The sequence below is a fragment of the Paraburkholderia sp. GAS333 genome (genome assembly GCF_050435665.1).
Classification (GTDB): Bacteria; Pseudomonadota; Gammaproteobacteria; order Burkholderiales; family Burkholderiaceae; genus Paraburkholderia; species Paraburkholderia fungorum_A.
In genome coordinates, this window is the sequence record NZ_JBNDKS010000002.1 from 286,923 (window position 1) to 303,140 (window position 16,218).

The following is a 16,218-nucleotide window of genomic DNA, read 5'->3' on the forward strand; positions in this document are numbered from 1 at the left end:
TGATTTACCCGTAGGCCTCGCCGATCAAATCACGCACGGCATCGAGCAGTGCTTCGTCATGAAAACTGCCTTTCGCGAGATAGTAATCCGCGCCCGCATCCAGCCCGGCGCGGCGGTCCTCTTCGCGATCCTTGTACGAGACGATCATCACCGGTAGCGCCTGCAATTGCGGATCGCGTTTGATGAGCGTGACGAGTTCGATGCCGTCCATGCGCGGCATGTCGATATCGGTAATGACGAGGTCGAAGCGCTCGCCGCGCACGGCGTTCCAGCCGTCCATGCCGTCGACGGCGATCGTCACGTCGTAGCCGCGCGTGGCCAGCAGCTTGCGTTCGAGTTCGCGCACGGTGAGCGAGTCGTCGACCACCAGCACGCGGCGGGTTGCGCGCTGGGTCACGTGCGCGCCGCTGTGTTGCGCGTGCCGGAGGTCGCCGCCGGCCACCAGTTTTTCGACCGAACGCAGCCAGTCGTCGACATCGGCGATCAGCACCGGGTCGCCGTTTTCCATCAGCGCGCCGGCGGTGATGTTGCGGATCTTGCCCAGACGCGGGTCGAGCGGCTGCACGACCAGCATCCGCTCGCCGAGAAAACGGTCGACCACGACGCCGTAGGTTTGCGGTCCGTCGCCGATCACGATCATGCAGACGGTGCCGGTGTCGTCCACGGGCGGCGCGGTGTCGAGAATCTGATGCGCGGTGACGACGCCGATGCGCCGCCCCGAAAACGCAATGTGCTGATGGCCTTCGAGCAATTCGATTTCCGCGCGGCTCACCTGCAGCGTGCGGTTCACGTGCGCGAGCGGCACCGCGTACGGCTCGCCCGCGACTTCGATCAGCAGACTGCGGATCACCGACAGCGTCAGCGGCAACTGCAATTGCACGCGCGTGCCGAGTCCCGGCTCGTGCGTGATGCGGACCGTGCCGCGCACGCGTTTGACGACGTCGTGAACCGCGTCGAGTCCGACGCCGCGGCCGGACACGTCGGTCACCTGATCGCGCAGCGAGAAGCCCGGCAGGAACAGGAATTCGAGCAATTCGGCTTCGGACAGCCGCGCGGCGGTTTCATCGCTCGCGAGTTTTTTGCGAACGATCGATGCCCGCAGCACGTCGAGATCGATGCCCGCGCCATCGTCGGACACGGTGATCAGCAATGCACCGGCCGTGTGACGCGCGTCGAGCGTGAGCGTGCCTTCTTCCGGCTTGCCGCGCGCGGCGCGCACGGCGGGCGCTTCGATGCCGTGATCGAGCGCGTTGCGCAGCATGTGGCCGAGTGGCGCTTCGAGCAGATCGAGGATGTCGCGGTCCACCTGGGTCGATTCGCCGACCAGCTGCCAACGCACTTTCTTGCCGAGCGAGCGCGCGACGTCGCGGACCATCCGCGCGAGTCCGCTGGTGCCGTCGCCGAACGGGCGCATCCGGCATTGCAGCGCGGCGTCGTAGAGCTGTTGCGACAGATGCGTCGAGCGGCGATCGAAGCTCTCCAGATCGGCGAGACGATCGGCCAGCAGATGCTGCGATTCGGCGGTGAGGCGGCGGAGTTCTTCGAGCGCGACTTGCGCGCGCGGGTCGAGCTTCAGGTCCGCGAGCGTTTCGTGAAGCTGGTCGAGCGCACGGGTGCTGTCGCGCTGCACGCGTTTGACCCGCAGCATCGATTGCGCGAAGGGTTTGAGCCAGCGCGATTCGACCAGCGATTCGCCCGACAGCGACAGCAGGCGGTCGAGGTTGTCGGCACGCACGCGGAGCATGCGGCCGGGTTCGGAGGTGGTGGCGGCTGCGTTGCTGCTGCCGGTCACAACGGGCGATGTGGCTGCTTCGTTTGCAGGCGAAGGTGAAGGCGCTGGTGCGGCTTCCGCGCGCAAGGCTTCTGCCAGCAGATTGAAGGCGGCGTCTGGATCGGTGCTGCTCGAAGCGGGAGCCGCATCAGAAGCCGTCGCCGCGCTGCCGGCCGCAGCACCCGGCGTTTCAACAGCCACACTCGGCGCAGGCACTGGAGCAGGCGTCGAAGTCACTTCCGTAACCGGCCTCGCCATCACCTCACGCCGCAAAGGCGCGCCATGCGGCGGCACATTCTTCATCCGCGCCTGCAACGCGGCCACGCATGCGCCGACCGCCTCACGCGCCGATTCATCTTCATCGTTGCCAAGCCGCGCGACGATATCGACACCGCGCAGCAACTCGTCGATCCACGCGGCGTCGAGCAACGCGCGGCCTTCCTGCGCGGCGACGAAGCAATCTTCCATCGCATGCGCCAGATCGACGCCGACCGGCACGCCGACGATCCGCGCCGCGCCCTTCAGCGAATGTGCGGCCCGCATGCATGCTTCGAGTGCGGTGGCGTCGTTCGGCGTGCGGTCGATCACCAGCAGGCCGTCGTTGAGCACGCGCGCCTGGGTCCGCGCTTCTTCGCGGAACAGGTCGATCAGCGACGGGCGGCGCGGGTCGTCCGTCATCCGAGACTCCGGTTCAATGTGTCGAACAGCGCGTCGGCGTCGAGCAGGCCGACGCTCATGCCGCGCCACGGCGCAACCGCGCGTGTGTGCGCGGCGGCCGCTTGCGACAACGTGGCGGGCGGCGCGCAGAAAGTGGCCGCTGCTAGCCGATGCACACCGTCGACCTGATCGACGGGAAACACCGCATGTTCTTCGTCGCGCGATACCACCAGCAGGCGCGGCAAATCGTGCCGCGCGCGACCTTCCGGTGCGGCGGCGTCGGGCTCGAACCCGAGCAGGCGAGCGAGCGACAGGCACACCAGCAATTCGCCCTGCACGTTGACCACGCCCAGCACCGCGCGATGCTGCCGGTGCGGCAACGTGTGAATCGGCCGCGTCTGCACAATGCGTTTGAAGATCGACGTGGGCAGCGCGAGCCATTCATCGCCGATACGGAAAACGAGGAACGAGTCGCTCGCTCCTTGCGCATTGTGGTGAGCACGCCGCTCAGGACTGCGGCTATCGTGCTGCGAAAGATCGACCAGCGGAATCGGCCGTTCGAGCAGTTTGGCCGCAGCCGTTTCGAACACCGGGCAATTCAGGCAGCGCACGTATTCGTCGAGCCGCTCGCACGACGAATCGCCGCGCACGCCGATGCGGTTCCAGCAATCGTCGACGGCGATCATGCGCTCTTCAATCACGCGACACCCCTTGTGCGCGCGACGCGCGTTGCATCAGCAGACGCGCACCGGCGCGGTCGCCTTCGAGTTCGAGCAGCGTCGCCAGATGCGCGAGCGCCTCGGTGTGCTGCGGGTCGAGATAAAGCGCCTTTCGATACTGGCCGCGCGCGAGATTCGTGTCGCCGTTCGCGTCGGCGAGAACACCGAGCAGGTAGAACGCATCGGCGTGCGGCGGATGCTGTTCGAGATACACGTTGATCGCGCTCGCGGCTTCGGCGAGACGGCCCGCATCGGCGAGCGCGTGTGCGGCGTCGAGCGTGTCGCGGGCGGCGTTGGTCGGTGCGGTGACGGCGGGCGCGGGTGAGCCGTACGCGTGCGCAGAGAGCGCTTTGCCCGAGTTCAGCGGTGCGGAGCCGTTCAGCGAAGACGAGCGGGGTGTCGCGCCACTGGCCGGCTGGGCAAACTGCGTCACACCCTCGAACACCGTCCGCGCGACCGGATCGGGCCACGCAAAAGGCTCGGCCGAAAAAACCTGCGCGGGCGCGAGCGCGGGCACCGTCGAATGCGTCATCGCGAGTGCGGCGGCGCCCGCGAGCGGCGCGGCGTGCCAGCCGCTCAATGGCGTGTCAGCCGATACCGCGCGATGAAACGCGAACGCCAGCGGAATCTTCGCGGACTGCATGCCGTGGCGTACCAGTAACCCGGTTTCCGCCGGACCGACGAACAGCGTGCCGTTTTCGGCCAGCACGCTATTGAGCGCCTGCAACGCCGTGTGCTGCGTTTCGCGGTCGAAATAGATCAGCACGTTGCGGCAGAACACGAAGTCGTAGACGCCAAGCGCCGTCGCATCGAGTTGCATCAGATTCGCGCGCGAAAATCGCACCGTGTCGACGATGCGCGGCGCGAGCCGCCAGCCGTCTTCGATACGCGTGAAATGCGCGTCGCGAAACGCAAACGCATTGCCGCGAAACGAATTGCGGCCGTAGATCGCGCGCTGCGCGAGCGCGAGCGAGCGCTCGCTGATATCCATCGCGTCGATACGAAACTGCGTGCCGTCGATACCCGCGTCGAGCAGGGTCATCGCAATCGTGTAAGGCTCTTCGCCGGTGGAGCAGGGCAGACTCAGAATGCGCAAAGGCAGCCCGGCGGCGCGTTCATGCAGGCGTTCGCGCGCGAGCTTCACGAGCGCCTTGAACGCGTCGGCGTCGCGGAAAAACCACGTTTCCGGTACGACGACCGTTTCTATCAGCGCCTGCACCATCGACGGCGATATTTGCGTGGCTTCCCAGTAGTCGGCGAGGGTGCCGTCGGCGTGACCGTCCGCGCGCCACGCGGCGGCGCGTTGATCGACCGCGCGCTCGATCGCGCTATGGCCCAGCGACGCCGCATCCAGCCCCATCGTCCGATGCAGCAGTTCGGCGAAACGCCGGTAAAGCGGCGCGTTGTCGTGGTGCGCGTTCATGCGTGCGCCTCGGGAAACAGCAGCGCTTTTACATCGTCGGGCAGTAGATGCTCGACGCGAATCCATTGCACCAGACCACCTGCTTCACTCGCGACGGGGCCGAGATAGCGCGCGTTCGGCATGTCGAGCCCGGTTGCCTGAAACGCGTCGGCGTCGAGCCGGATCGTGCGTGTCGCGCCTTCCAGCAGCAACGCGAGCATCCGCACCTGTCCGGCATGCGGATAGCGAACCAGCACCACCCGCGTCGACATCAACTGTGCGGCGGGACGGCCCAGCGCAAGCGCCGGCAGATCGATCACCGGCAGCGGCGTGCCGTCGTGATCGAGCACGCCCGCGACCCACGACGGCGCGCCGGGAATCGTCTTCGGCGGCGACTGCGGCGTGAGCGGCATCAGACGCTCCACCTGCGTCGCGTCGATGACGTAGCGTTCGCTATCGAGCGTGAAGAGGATAAAAAGCATCGGCGTGTGGGCGGGCGGTAGGTGGACTGGCTTTGACGGGCGCGCGGTCGCGCACCGTCAGGCCACGACCTTGAAACGCGACACGCCCGTGCGCAGACTGTTGGCGACGTGCGTCAGGTCGTCGATAGCCTGGGTCGACTGACGCAGCGATTCCGCCGTCTGCTGCGCGGCCTCCGACAGTTGCGTCAGCGCCTGCGTGATCTGCTCCGCGCCGGTGGCCTGCGTCTGCATGCCATCGTTGACCATCGAGAAGCGCGGTGCCAGTTGCTGCACCTGCTGGATGATCTGAGTGAGATGGCCGCCGACGTTCTGCACGTCGAGCATGCCGCGCCGCACTTCCTCGGAGAACTTGTCCATGCCCATCACGCCCGCGGCCACAGCCGACTGGATCTCCTTGACCATCTGTTCGATGTCGTAGGTCGCGACGGCGGTCTGATCGGCGAGGCGGCGAATTTCGGTGGCCACCACCGCGAAACCGCGTCCGTATTCACCGGCTTTTTCGGCTTCGATCGCCGCATTCAGCGACAGCAGGTTGGTCTGATCCGCGACCTTGGTGATGGTCGCGACCACCTGGTTGATGTTGCTGGCCTTCTCGTTGAGGATCGCGAGCTTCGCGTTGACCGACCCGGCCGCCTCCATCACGAGGCGCATGGTTTCTTCCATGCGCGCGAGACCCGCGTGCCCGGTGCCCGCGAGCGCCGCCGACTGGCCCGCCACTTCCGACACTTCGTTCATCGTGCGCAGCAGGTCGCGCGAAGTCGCAAAAATTTCACGCGAGGTTGCACCGATTTCGGTCGTCGTCGCGGCGGTTTCGTTCGCGGTGGCCTGCTGTTCGCGCGACGTCGCGGCGATTTCCGTCACCGACGTCGTTACCTGCACCGCCGACTTCTGCGCCTGGCCGACCAGCGCGGTGATTTCGTCGGTCATGCGGTTGAAGCCTGCTTCGAGCGCACCGATTTCATCCGCGCGATTCAGGTGCAGGCGCTGCGTGAGATCGCCCGTGCGCATCACGTCGACGACCTGCAACACCTTGGCCATCGGCGTCGTGACCGCGCGCAGCAGCCAGTAGCCGGCCAGCACGGCCGCGAGCGCGGCGAGCAGCAGCATCACGAGCAACACGACGCGGGTCGTCTCGACCGACTTACGGATGCTTTCGGCAGCCTGGTCCGCGTAACCCTTGTTGTTGTCGACCAGCTTGCGCATCGAGATCCGGCCGGTTTCCCAGACAGGCGTCAGCTGCGCGTTGAAAATGCGCGCGGCGTTGTCTTTCGAGGCGGGCAGGTTGCTCAGCAACGCGTTCTGGATCGGCAGATATTGGGCGTGTTGCTGGCGGAAATCGTTGAAAAGATCCCGGTCGACGTCGCGGAAAATCGTCGCGCCGTAGTCGCTGAGAAGCTTCTGAAGGGTCTGCTGGGTCTCCTGCAAACGCGTGGTGTCGCGCTTCACGGAGTCAGGGTCCGCATCGACATAGATCAGCCGCTGCGTGACGCTATAGTTCTCGAACCAGGCCGCGCGCATCGCGGTGGCGTAGTAGAGGCCGGGCATCGAGTCCTGCTGCTGACTCTTTGCGTCGTGATCGATACCGCCGAGTTGTTCGAAAGTGACGATTGCCATTGCCAGCATCACGATCAGCACGATCCCGAAGCTGCACAGAATCCGTTGCCGGATGGTCCATTGTTTCACGCGCACGCCCCTTACTTTTTTTGGCTTTGTCTCGATCCCAGTGTGTTGCTACCGGTCTGCGCTGGGATCAGGATCGGAAAGCTCTGCGGGTCGTCAGATTTGTCCGACGGGTTATGCGGCGAATTTTACATTGATCGGGGGATTGTTTGAGCCTGACTAATTGCCGGTAGACGAACACGCCTGGCAGGCTGACGGAGTGCGGTTACACCGTAATGTCCGGTTACCACTTGCAGCATCTATTTCTATGTACTCCCTTCACAATTCCTTTCATGCCTGAACGGCGTGGAGATGAACATGAAAAAGATCGCAGTGGCGTTGGTGATGGTCGGGAGTCTGAGCGTGGCGGGGCAAGCGTCGGCTCATGGCAATGGCGGCGACGTGGTCGGCGCGCTGATTGGCGGCGCCGTGCTGGGCGCGGTGGTTTCGTCGGCGTTGGCGCCAGCGCCGGTGGTCGCTTACCAGCAACCGGTCTACGCGCAGCCGGTTTATGCACAACCGGTGTATCAGCAGGCGCCGGTTTACCCGGGGCCGCCGCCGGGATACTGCTATGACCAGTACCAGCGCGCGTACGTCGCGTGCGGTGCGCCGCCAGCCGGGCAGTACGGCTATGCGCAACCGCAGCCTCAACCGGGCTGGTAAGCGCCTTCGAGCACTACAGTTAAAAAGGCCGTCGCATCGCGCGACGGCCTTTTGTTTTATACGCGCCGCTCAGTGCCGGTGATGCAGCCATTCTGCATAGTGCGTGTCGAGCCAGCGCTCAAGCCGTGGCGGCTTGGTGGTGTGTCGATAGTGGGACGATGCCCAGATTGCTACGCCGACCAGCAGCATCACAGCGGGCCCGAGCAAATAAGCGATCAACGATTCAGACATCGGAGCCTCCATAACGACGTGCATCGATGCTTCAGTTTAGGCGATCAAATCGGGGAAGGATGGGTGTGTTGCAGCGGGTTTCGAGGCGTTGGGGCTAATATTTCTATAACCTGATGAGTTGGCTGTTTTCCACGACTGAGTGAGGATCTCGCATCTGCGCTGCCTGATTGTGTACCATAATCCGCATGTTTGACCACAGGGGTGCACCTAGCCACTGACACGCCGATCCCGTTTTTAAACGCGCTCACCGTTTGCTGTCAGCCGCGATCTGCATGTCGACAAAATCCGCCCAACGCTGAGCAATGCGACGTTTTTCCGCCGCCGTCTGCTGATCCAATTCCTGCGACGCGCCGCTCGACGCTGAATCGGGCTCATCATATTCCTGCGCCATCGTTCGCAAATGTGTGGACGCCGTGCGCCGAAAGTCATGCAGAACAAAATGTTCCACCTCCAGCCCAAGCGCCTTGACCGCCTGATTCAGCGTGCTTCGGGCAATCGGCCGGTCGTCGCCCCTGACGCTTGGGAATACGAAATTCCTGCTAGCCCTGGCGTGATGAAGCTCACGCAGCATCGACACGGCCTGCCGCGACAGATAGACATGCTGATCCCGGTCCGCGTTGAGCCGCGCGGCGGGAATGGTCCAGCGCGAGTCGTCCAGATCGAACTCGGCCCAGCGTGCTTCGACCAGGTCCGACTTTCGTACCATCGTCAGAACCAGCAGATGCAGCGCCAGCTTCAGCGGCCGACGAATGCTCGATGCGTCGATTGAGCGGAGCAGCGTGCCGATTTCTTCGCCGGACAGCACGCGAGTGCGGCTGTCGAAAGTGGCGATGGAACGCGCCGACACGACATCCGCGGGATTGCCGGACGCGAGTTGCCGCGCGATCAGATACTCGTAAAGGCGCTTGACGACGTTGCGCGTATGCAGCGCCATTTTTGGCGAGCCACGGCTCTTGATGCTCTCGCAGATCGCGACGATGTCATCGGGCGTGACCGCGTTGATCGGCTTGCTGCCGATGGCGGGCAACACGTCCTTATCGAGCGCGCGGCGGGTGGTGCGCCGATATTCGGCCGATTTGCCCGACATCGCCGTCGACAGATGCAGCTCGGCGGCCTCGCGCAGCACGTCCGCCTTGCTTTCCGCGCCGCGGTCGCGCCGTGCGGTCGCCACCGGCGAGACGCCCTGGTCGACCATTTCCGCGTACTTCAGCGCCTTGGCCCGCGCGACGCGCAGCGAGATCATCCGGTAATCGCCGATGGTGGCGAGCGGCTGGCGTTTGCCGTTCAGCGTGTAGCGGAAGCGCCAGATTTTGGTGCCGGTCGTCATGACCTCGATGACAAGGCCGTTGCCGTCGGCGACACAGTAGCGGGTGGCGCGCGGTTCGAGCGCGCGAATCTGAGATTCGGTGAGGGGTACGGCCAGGCGGGGCATGCTTTTGGATCGTTAAGGCGGAACAGTGCGGATTTTAAGCCTTCCACACGACTGTGTACCAAAGACTTTAAGCTTTTTGGGTCAACCGGAGTTCGCTATGGGTTAGCAGGCGACCGACCCTTTACGCTAGAAACCTCAGTGAATTGAGGGTGTAAGGCGATAAGGCGTCTAGCCGTCACTTGCCAATACAGAATCTGCTGAAAATCACTCCGAGTAGATCGTCGGAACTGAATTCCCCGGTAATCGAGTTCAACTGATCCTGCGCCAGCCGCAATTCTTCAGCGAACAGATCCAGTGCCTGCGAGTTCTGATCGGCATGCGCGGCGGCTGTCGCCAGATGTTCCTGCGCGGCCCGCAAAGCAATCAGATGACGCTCGCGCGCGAGATAAACGCTCTCCGCGCCCGCCTGCCAGCCGGCGATCCGCAGCAATTCGTCGCGCAACAACGCGACGCCGTCGCCCTGTTTCGCCGACAAACGCACTTCGCTGAGATCGCGATCCGCGTCGAGCGCCTGAGTCGCCGGTGCCTGGCCGGTCAGATCGGTCTTGTTCATCACACGCACCACCGGCACTCCGCCCGGGAAGCGGCCAGCGATGGTTTCGTCGTCAGCCGTCATGCCGGTGCGGGCGTCGAGCAGATGCAGCACCACGTCCGCGCGCTCGATCTCGTTCCACGTGCGCGCGATGCCGATCTTTTCCACCTCGTCTTCGGTATCGCGCAGACCGGCGGTGTCGATTACGTGCAGCGGAATGCCTTCGATCTGGATGGTCTGCGCGACCTTGTCGCGCGTCGTGCCGGCGATCGGCGTGACGATCGCCAACTCCGCGCCGGCCAGCGCGTTCAGCAGCGACGACTTGCCGACGTTCGGCTGTCCCGCCAGCACCACCGACAACCCCTCGCGCAGCAACGCCCCCTGCCGCGCTTCGCTTAACACGTGCGCGAGACGCTCGCGGATGCGCGCGAGCTTGCCGCGCGCGTCCGCGGCTTCGAGGAAGTCGATTTCCTCTTCCGGGAAATCGAGCGTCGCTTCGACCAGCATCCGCAGCGTGATCACTTCTTCGACCAGCGCGTGAATGTCTCGTGAGAACGCGCCGTCGAGCGAACGGCCCGCCGAGCGCGCGGCGGCTTCGGTGCTCGCCTCGATCAGATCGGCAACGGCTTCGGCTTGCGCCAGATCCAGCTTGTCGTTCAGAAAAGCGCGGCGAGTGAATTCGCCCGGCTCGGCCAGACGCAGACCGAATTCGCGACCCGCGTCGATGCAGCGTTGCAGCACGAGTTGCAGGACGACCGGGCCGCCGTGGCCTTGCAGTTCGAGCACGTGTTCGCCGGTGTACGAATGCGGCGCCGGGAAGTAGAGCGCGATGCCGCGGTCGAGCGCGCTGCCGCTGGCGTCGAGAAACGGCACATAGCTCGCGTGACGCGGCGCGAGCGCCTGGCCGGTTAGCGTCTGTATCAGCGGCTGGGCTGCTGACTCGCCCGCCCGGCCGAACGAAATCCGCACGACACCGATGCCTCCACGGCCGGGCGCGGTGGCAATGGCGACGATCGGATCGGAATCGGTGGTGAGCATGGGAACGTGGCAAAAAGCGGGAAGAGGGAAGGGCCGGCACAGATGGCGCGCCGAGGCATTGTAACGCGGGTGCATTCGACGGCCGCTGCGCTCCACAGAGGACTACGTCGCTTGGCCAGTATTTCGCATGACCTAAGATTTATCTCAATCAAGCTACGATTGTTATCTGCACACCTAGGAATATTTAAGATAGGTTAAGACACGCGTCGCCCGAAAACGCCCGCCAGATAAAGAAAAGATGAAAAAAATCAAATCTGGCTGAACGCTTTCTCCACCTGGGACGGCAAGCTAAATCTATCTCAAATACGCTAAAACGAAGCTTGGTCAGTTGTCAACTGGTTAGACACTCAATTGCACAATCTGGCTCATGCCGACCACCAAAGAAAAAGCAGCCTTCGCCAAAAGGTTGAAGGAATCGCTAGAGCCGCTGAAGATTCGCGGCGGGACCAAGCTCGCCACCGAGTTCAATCGCCGATATCGCGGCGAGCGTCCGGTTACACCGCAAACCGCGCACAAATGGCTCACCGGTACGACGATTCCGATGCCGGACAAGTTGCGCACGCTGGCCGAATGGCTGGGTGTCAAAGAGCATTGGCTTCACTACGGATCGCCGCCTGCGGAAAACAACCGGGGAATGGCGCGTGGAGAGAAGTATCCGCCGACACCCGAAACCATCGAACTTGCTTCGAAGATTGCGTCGCTCAATCCGAAAGACCGTTCTCTGGTCGAAGAAATGATTGTGCGCTTTTACGGCGACGACACGGAGGAGTGATTGGGCGGCGCTTTCCGAGCGCTACGCCTTATCTTTCTGAAGATCAGGGCGAGCGCCTCCAGAGCCGCTTCAGGACGACCCCAAAGCAATAAAAAAAGCCGCTCGGTTCGCACCGGGCGGCTTTTTGCATCTGCACTGCAAGCTGGCTTTCAGCTTCGACGGAGAAGGGCGTTTCGCCCTCTCCATCGTTCGAACATCAAGCCGCTTTCGGCGTCTTCGGCTTACCCATCATTCGCGTGATGTAGTACTGCTGCGCGATCGACAACACGTTGTTCACCACGTAGTACAGCACCAGACCAGCCGGGAAGAAGAAGAACATGACCGAGAACGCGATCGGCATGAACATCATCATCTTGGCTTGAACCGGGTCCGGCGGCGTCGGGTTCAGCTTGGTCTGCAGGAACATCGAGACGGCCATCAGCACCGGCAGGATGAAGAACGGGTCTTGCTGCGACAGATCGTGAATCCACAAAATCCACGGTGCGCCGCGCATTTCCACCGACGACAGCAGCACCCAGTACAGCGAGATGAACACCGGAATCTGAATCACGACCGGCAGACAGCCGCCGAACGGATTGACCTTCTCGGTCTTGTACAGCTCCATCAGCGCGGCGTTCATCTTCTGCGGATCGCCCTTGAAGCGTTCGCGCAGCGCGGTCATACGCGGCGTGATCGCCTTCATGCGCGCCATCGACTTGTAGCTCGCAGCCGACAGCGGGAAGAACACGGCCTTGATCAGCAGCGTGAGCAGCACGATCGACCAGCCCCAGTTGCCGACATAGCTATGAATCTTCTCGAGCAGCCAGAACAGCGGCTTCGCGATGATCGTGACCCAGCCGTAGTCCTTGACCAGTTCCAGACCCGGCGCGATGCCTTCGAGCATGCGCTCTTCTTCCGGACCCGCGAACAGGCGTGCCGACACGGTGGTCGTCTGGCCCGGCGCGATGGTCGGCAGCGGCTGCTTCACACCCACGCGATACAGCGACGGATCGATTTTCTCGACGTAGATGTCGCGCTTCACGCCATGTTCGGGAATCCACGCCGACGCGAAGTAATGCTGGACCATCGCGATCCAGCCGTTGTCGGCCGAGGTCGCGTAATCCTGCTTGTTCTTGTCGATGTCGCCGAACGTCATCTTCTGGAAGTGATGCTGGTCGGTGTAGACAGCCGGCCCGATGAACGTGTGCGAGAAGCGCGGCGTTTCCACCGGCTGGTCGTCGCGCACCAGTTCCATATAGACCGACGGCGTCACCGGCGTGCTGCCGACGTTCTGGATCTTCGTCTCGACACCGATCACGTAGCTGCCGCGCGTGAACGTGTAGGTCTTGATGACCTTCACGCCACCCTTTTCCGGCGACTCGAAGCTGAGGCTGAACGACTTTTCGTCGCCCGTCAGCTCGGTCTGCTGATTCGGCATCAGCGTGAAAATGTCGTTGTGGTTCGGGAAATCGCCGCCGAGCAGGCCCGTGCGCGCCAGATACGTGTGGTTGTTCGTACGGTCGAACAGCGTGATCACGAGATCCGGCGTCTTGCCGTCGCCCTGTTTGACGAGCGACAGCTTCGACAGCGTACCGCCGCGCGTGTCGATCTCACCGCTATAGACGTCGGTGCTGAACTTGACGAGTTGCGACTGCGTGGCCGCCGGCGCATTGCCGGGAGCGGCTGCGTTGGTGGCCGGCAGATCGGCGGGCTGGGTTCCAGGCGTCGTGGTTCCCGGTGCGGCGCTACCAGTCGTGCTGGTCGGCGTGGCGCTCGGGAAGAACATCGACTGGCGTCCATGGTCGCGTTGCCAGTTGTCGAACAGCATGACCGCTGACATGAAAAAGATGACCCATAGGACGGTGCGTTTGATATCCATGCGTTGTCTCAGTGTCGATGGAACGGCGCGTCAGCGCTTTTCAGAAGTGGGAGGCGGGACGAGATCGATGCCGCCCGCGGAAAACGGGTGGCAGCGGCAAATACGCCTGGCGGCGAGATAAGTCCCGCGCGCGGCGCCATGATACTGGATTGCTTCGCGCGCGTAATCAGAGCAGGAAGGGTAAAAACGGCACCGGTTGCCGAGCATTGGGCTCACGGCAAGCTTGTAAAAACGCAATAAAGCGATGAGTACCGTTTGCATGGCTGGTGCGGCCGGACTGCGCCGCGCAACGTGGAGTACCGGGTGACGCCCGCCTGGCAAGGCTGCCGAAGCTGCTTGGGCTTCAGGAGCCGCAAAACGGGCGGTCACTTGAGCGTCATTCCGACTTGGGCGCTTCCGCGGGTGGCGCCTCACGACGGGTAATTTCGCGCGCTGCCTTGTCGAGCAACGCCTCGATTTCGCTACGGCACAGCGCCTTTAAAGGCGGCGACGAGGCGCTCGGCAAAGCCTTCTTGTCGAAACGCGTGTGCAAACGCAGCAGCACATCCCAACCGCCGAATTCCGCACGACGCAGTCGGAAGGCTTCACGCGCGATTCGACGTACCAGATTACGCGTGGCCGCGCGCGGCGCATACTTCTTGCCGATCACGAGACCTAAGCGAGCGTCATTGCCGGTGGGCCGGCCGTACACCACGAAGTGCGGCGTGCGGCGCCACGGGCGCAAACGAAAAACGGATGAAAATTCATCCGTTTTCAGCAGCCTTGCGGCTTTGGGGAAGGCGGCTTGCGCTGGCAACGGAACCGAGCCCGGTTGCTGCGCCCCAGCCGCTCCCGCATCACCGCGGGCTTCGGTCACAGCGCGCAATCTGCTCGCCTTAGATGGCGAGGCGCTTGCGGCCCTTCGCGCGACGTGCGTTGATGACCTTGCGGCCACCTGCGGTCTTCATGCGAACGCGGAAGCCGTGGGTGCGCTTGCGACGGGTAACGGAAGGTTGGTAAGTACGTTTCATGTTGCTCTCACTTGATCGAAAAAAAACCGCGCGATCATCGCTGAAAGCGCAATGGCCGGAGGTTTACTGAAATTGGTTTTCGCGGAACCCGCTATTTAAACTGGTTTTCCGTTGGCCGTCAATAGTTTAGCCTGGTTCAGCCGAGCCCTGGGCCTGGTTCGGTAGGTGATCCGTCCCTGTGGATAACTCCCTTGCGGGTCCGTTTACGCGTTAGAATCTCGCCTTACTTCCCAAAAATCCTGCACGCCGCTCCGGCTCGCTTGCCCCGCAAACCCTTGTGGCACAAGCGCCTGGAGCCGTTACGCCTGGCTGCTCAGGGCCTTGTTGCGCGCACGCAACGGGGGCAGCGGCGACCGCCGTGCACACCATAACGACAGCAACTCGATGAACGATTTCTGGCAACACTGTTCCGCATTGCTGGAGCGTGAGCTTACGCCCCAGCAGTATGTGACGTGGATCAAACCGTTGGCCCCGGTCGCCTTCGACGCCGCTGCGAACACACTCAGCATCGCCGCGCCGAACCGCTTCAAACTCGACTGGGTCAAGAGCCAGTTCTCCGGCCGCATTTCCGATATGGCCCGCGATTTCTGGCAGGCCCCGGTCGACGTGCAATTCGTCCTGGACCCGAAAGCCGGCATGCGCGCCCCCGCGGCAGCGGCGCCGGCCCAGGCTCGCCCTGCGTCGTCCGCGCCGATGGGCAGCCATGCTGGCGGCGGTGCCGCCGTGGACGCAGCCGTCGGCGCCGTGCAGGCCGCACAGATCGCACGCGCCAATCAGGCAATGTCCGCGCAGAACGCGAACGCCCGCGCGGCAGCCGAAGACGCCGCCGACCTCGATCTCCCGAGCCTCGACGCGAACGAAGCTGCGGCTGCGCGACGCACGTGGCGGCCGGGCCAGAGCGCCGGCTCATCCAATAGCGGCGAAAACGACTCGATGTACGAGCGCTCGAAGCTGAACCCGGTTCTCACGTTCGATAACTTCGTGACCGGTAAGGCCAACCAGCTGGCGCGCGCCGCGGCGATCCAGGTCGCTGACAACCCCGGCATCTCGTACAACCCGCTGTTCCTGTATGGCGGCGTGGGCCTGGGCAAGACCCACCTGATTCACGCTATCGGCAATCAGCTTCTGATGGACAAGGCGGGTGCGCGCATCCGCTATATCCACGCGGAACAGTATGTGTCCGACGTGGTGAAGGCTTATCAGCGAAAGGCGTTCGACGAGTTCAAGCGTTATTACCACTCGCTCGACCTGCTGCTGATCGACGATATTCAGTTCTTCTCCGGCAAGTCGCGCACGCAAGAGGAATTCTTCTACGCATTCGAGGCGCTGGTCGCGAACAAGGCGCAGGTGATCATCACCAGCGACACGTATCCGAAGGAAATTTCGGGTATCGACGACCGCCTGATCTCGCGCTTCGACTCCGGCCTGACGGTCGCGATCGAGCCGCCCGAGCTGGAAATGCGCGTCGCGATTCTGATGCGCAAGGCACAGTCGGAGTTCGTGAGCCTGAATGAAGACGTCGCGTTCTTCGTCGCCAAGCATTTGCGCTCGAACGTGCGTGAGCTGGAAGGCGCGCTGCGCAAAATCCTCGCGTATTCGAAGTTCCACGGCCGCGAAATCACGATCGAACTGACCAAAGAAGCGCTGAAAGACCTGCTAACGGTGCAAAACCGGCAGATTTCGGTCGAAAACATCCAGAAGACCGTGGCTGACTTCTACAGCATCAAGGTCGCGGACATGTATTCGAAGAAGCGTCCGGCGAACATCGCGCGGCCGCGTCAGATCGCGATGTATCTGGCCAAGGAGCTGACCCAGAAGAGCTTGCCGGAAATCGGCGAGTTGTTCGGCGGGCGCGACCACACCACCGTGCTGCACGCAGTTCGCAAAATTGCCGACGAGCGCAGCAAGGACGCGCAACTGAACCACGAATTGCACGTGCTGGAGCAGACCCTAAAGGGCTAAACGGCCGCGATGGAAAAATCGACCTGTTTA

15 protein-coding genes are annotated in these 16,218 nt (G+C 63.1%); 3 read left to right on the forward strand and 12 right to left on the reverse strand.

The window, feature by feature from the left end; all coding sequences use genetic code 11:
• Positions 1 to 4: 4 nt before the first annotated feature.
• The 5 genes from ABH945_RS10495 to ABH945_RS10515 are packed head-to-tail and all read right to left on the reverse strand — an operon-like array spanning position 5 to position 6,714.
• Positions 5 to 2,449: a hybrid sensor histidine kinase/response regulator gene (locus ABH945_RS10495; protein WP_429250514.1), complete on the reverse strand. Its 2,445-nt coding sequence runs from the start codon at positions 2,447 to 2,449 to the stop codon at positions 5 to 7.
• Positions 2,446 to 3,114, reverse strand: coding sequence for a chemotaxis protein CheW (locus ABH945_RS10500; RefSeq protein WP_429250515.1), 669 nt, complete (start codon positions 3,112 to 3,114; stop codon positions 2,446 to 2,448). Before ABH945_RS10500 ends, ABH945_RS10495 begins: the two co-directional genes overlap by 4 nt.
• A gap of 7 nt (positions 3,115 to 3,121) precedes the next feature.
• A complete protein-coding gene (locus tag ABH945_RS10505) occupies positions 3,122 to 4,570 on the reverse strand; it encodes a CheR family methyltransferase (protein ID WP_429250516.1) in 1,449 nt (482 codons plus the stop codon).
• Positions 4,567 to 5,031, reverse strand: coding sequence for a chemotaxis protein CheW (locus ABH945_RS10510; protein WP_074762608.1), 465 nt, complete (start codon positions 5,029 to 5,031; stop codon positions 4,567 to 4,569). Before ABH945_RS10510 ends, ABH945_RS10505 begins: the two co-directional genes overlap by 4 nt.
• A 57-nt stretch (positions 5,032 to 5,088) precedes the next feature.
• Entirely contained in the window at positions 5,089 to 6,714 is a 1,626-nt protein-coding gene (locus tag ABH945_RS10515) for a methyl-accepting chemotaxis protein (protein ID WP_074766205.1), read from the reverse strand.
• Between the two features lie 294 nt (positions 6,715 to 7,008).
• Between ABH945_RS10515 and ABH945_RS10520 the strand changes: the two genes are divergently transcribed.
• Positions 7,009 to 7,353, forward strand: coding sequence for an ecotin precursor (locus ABH945_RS10520; protein ID WP_429250517.1), 345 nt, complete (start codon positions 7,009 to 7,011; stop codon positions 7,351 to 7,353).
• A gap of 69 nt (positions 7,354 to 7,422) precedes the next feature.
• Here ABH945_RS10520 and ABH945_RS10525 read toward each other — a convergent pair whose 3' ends face one another.
• The 3 genes from ABH945_RS10525 to mnmE form a co-directional block, all read right to left on the reverse strand.
• Positions 7,423 to 7,584: a hypothetical protein gene (locus ABH945_RS10525; protein WP_171910180.1), complete on the reverse strand. Its 162-nt coding sequence runs from the start codon at positions 7,582 to 7,584 to the stop codon at positions 7,423 to 7,425.
• A 244-nt stretch (positions 7,585 to 7,828) separates the two neighbouring features.
• On the reverse strand, positions 7,829 to 9,016 hold the full coding sequence (locus ABH945_RS10530; RefSeq protein ID WP_429250518.1) for a tyrosine-type recombinase/integrase: 1,188 nt from the start codon (positions 9,014 to 9,016) through the stop codon (positions 7,829 to 7,831).
• Between the two features lie 175 nt (positions 9,017 to 9,191).
• Positions 9,192 to 10,586: a tRNA uridine-5-carboxymethylaminomethyl(34) synthesis GTPase MnmE gene (gene mnmE / locus ABH945_RS10535; protein ID WP_429250519.1), complete on the reverse strand. Its 1,395-nt coding sequence runs from the start codon at positions 10,584 to 10,586 to the stop codon at positions 9,192 to 9,194.
• Between the two features lie 367 nt (positions 10,587 to 10,953).
• Between mnmE and ABH945_RS10540 the strand changes: the two genes are divergently transcribed.
• On the forward strand, positions 10,954 to 11,358 hold the full coding sequence (locus ABH945_RS10540; RefSeq protein WP_074762612.1) for a transcriptional regulator: 405 nt from the start codon (positions 10,954 to 10,956) through the stop codon (positions 11,356 to 11,358).
• Positions 11,359 to 11,554: 196 nt separating this feature from the next.
• Here the strand turns inward: ABH945_RS10540 and yidC are convergent, their stop codons facing one another.
• The 4 genes from yidC to rpmH form a co-directional block, all read right to left on the reverse strand.
• Positions 11,555 to 13,216, reverse strand: coding sequence for a membrane protein insertase YidC (gene yidC / locus ABH945_RS10545; RefSeq protein WP_429250520.1), 1,662 nt, complete (start codon positions 13,214 to 13,216; stop codon positions 11,555 to 11,557).
• Between the two features lie 30 nt (positions 13,217 to 13,246).
• On the reverse strand, positions 13,247 to 13,477 hold the full coding sequence (gene yidD / locus ABH945_RS10550; RefSeq protein WP_006050604.1) for a membrane protein insertion efficiency factor YidD: 231 nt from the start codon (positions 13,475 to 13,477) through the stop codon (positions 13,247 to 13,249).
• Positions 13,478 to 13,592: 115 nt separating this feature from the next.
• Entirely contained in the window at positions 13,593 to 14,072 is a 480-nt protein-coding gene (gene rnpA, locus ABH945_RS10555) for a ribonuclease P protein component (RefSeq protein WP_429250521.1), read from the reverse strand.
• Positions 14,073 to 14,091: 19 nt separating this feature from the next.
• A complete protein-coding gene (gene rpmH, locus ABH945_RS10560) occupies positions 14,092 to 14,226 on the reverse strand; it encodes a 50S ribosomal protein L34 (RefSeq protein ID WP_004198824.1) in 135 nt (44 codons plus the stop codon).
• Between the two features lie 384 nt (positions 14,227 to 14,610).
• On the opposite strand from rpmH, the gene dnaA reads away from it, so the two are divergent.
• Positions 14,611 to 16,188: a chromosomal replication initiator protein DnaA gene (dnaA, locus tag ABH945_RS10565; protein ID WP_216350599.1), complete on the forward strand. Its 1,578-nt coding sequence runs from the start codon at positions 14,611 to 14,613 to the stop codon at positions 16,186 to 16,188.
• Positions 16,189 to 16,218: the final 30 nt, after the last annotated feature.

What these genes read in the sequence shown, in the direction of transcription:
- ABH945_RS10495 (WP_429250514.1), bottom strand. Translation starts at nt 2,449, where the DNA reads ATGACGGACGACCCGCGCCGCCCGTCGCTGATCGACCTGTTCCGCGAA.
- yidD (WP_006050604.1), bottom strand. Translation starts at nt 13,477, where the DNA reads ATGCAAACGGTACTCATCGCTTTATTGCGTTTTTACAAGCTTGCCGTG.
- ABH945_RS10525 (WP_171910180.1), bottom strand. Translation starts at nt 7,584, where the DNA reads ATGTCTGAATCGTTGATCGCTTATTTGCTCGGGCCCGCTGTGATGCTG.
- ABH945_RS10540 (WP_074762612.1), top strand. Translation starts at nt 10,954, where the DNA reads ATGCCGACCACCAAAGAAAAAGCAGCCTTCGCCAAAAGGTTGAAGGAA.
- ABH945_RS10520 (WP_429250517.1), top strand. Translation starts at nt 7,009, where the DNA reads ATGAAAAAGATCGCAGTGGCGTTGGTGATGGTCGGGAGTCTGAGCGTG.
- ABH945_RS10500 (WP_429250515.1), bottom strand. Translation starts at nt 3,114, where the DNA reads ATGATCGCCGTCGACGATTGCTGGAACCGCATCGGCGTGCGCGGCGAT.
- yidC (WP_429250520.1), bottom strand. Translation starts at nt 13,216, where the DNA reads ATGGATATCAAACGCACCGTCCTATGGGTCATCTTTTTCATGTCAGCG.
- ABH945_RS10530 (WP_429250518.1), bottom strand. Translation starts at nt 9,016, where the DNA reads ATGCCCCGCCTGGCCGTACCCCTCACCGAATCTCAGATTCGCGCGCTC.
- ABH945_RS10510 (WP_074762608.1), bottom strand. Translation starts at nt 5,031, where the DNA reads ATGCTTTTTATCCTCTTCACGCTCGATAGCGAACGCTACGTCATCGAC.
- dnaA (WP_216350599.1), top strand. Translation starts at nt 14,611, where the DNA reads ATGAACGATTTCTGGCAACACTGTTCCGCATTGCTGGAGCGTGAGCTT.
- rpmH (WP_004198824.1), bottom strand. Translation starts at nt 14,226, where the DNA reads ATGAAACGTACTTACCAACCTTCCGTTACCCGTCGCAAGCGCACCCAC.
- mnmE (WP_429250519.1), bottom strand. Translation starts at nt 10,586, where the DNA reads ATGCTCACCACCGATTCCGATCCGATCGTCGCCATTGCCACCGCGCCC.
- ABH945_RS10505 (WP_429250516.1), bottom strand. Translation starts at nt 4,570, where the DNA reads ATGAACGCGCACCACGACAACGCGCCGCTTTACCGGCGTTTCGCCGAA.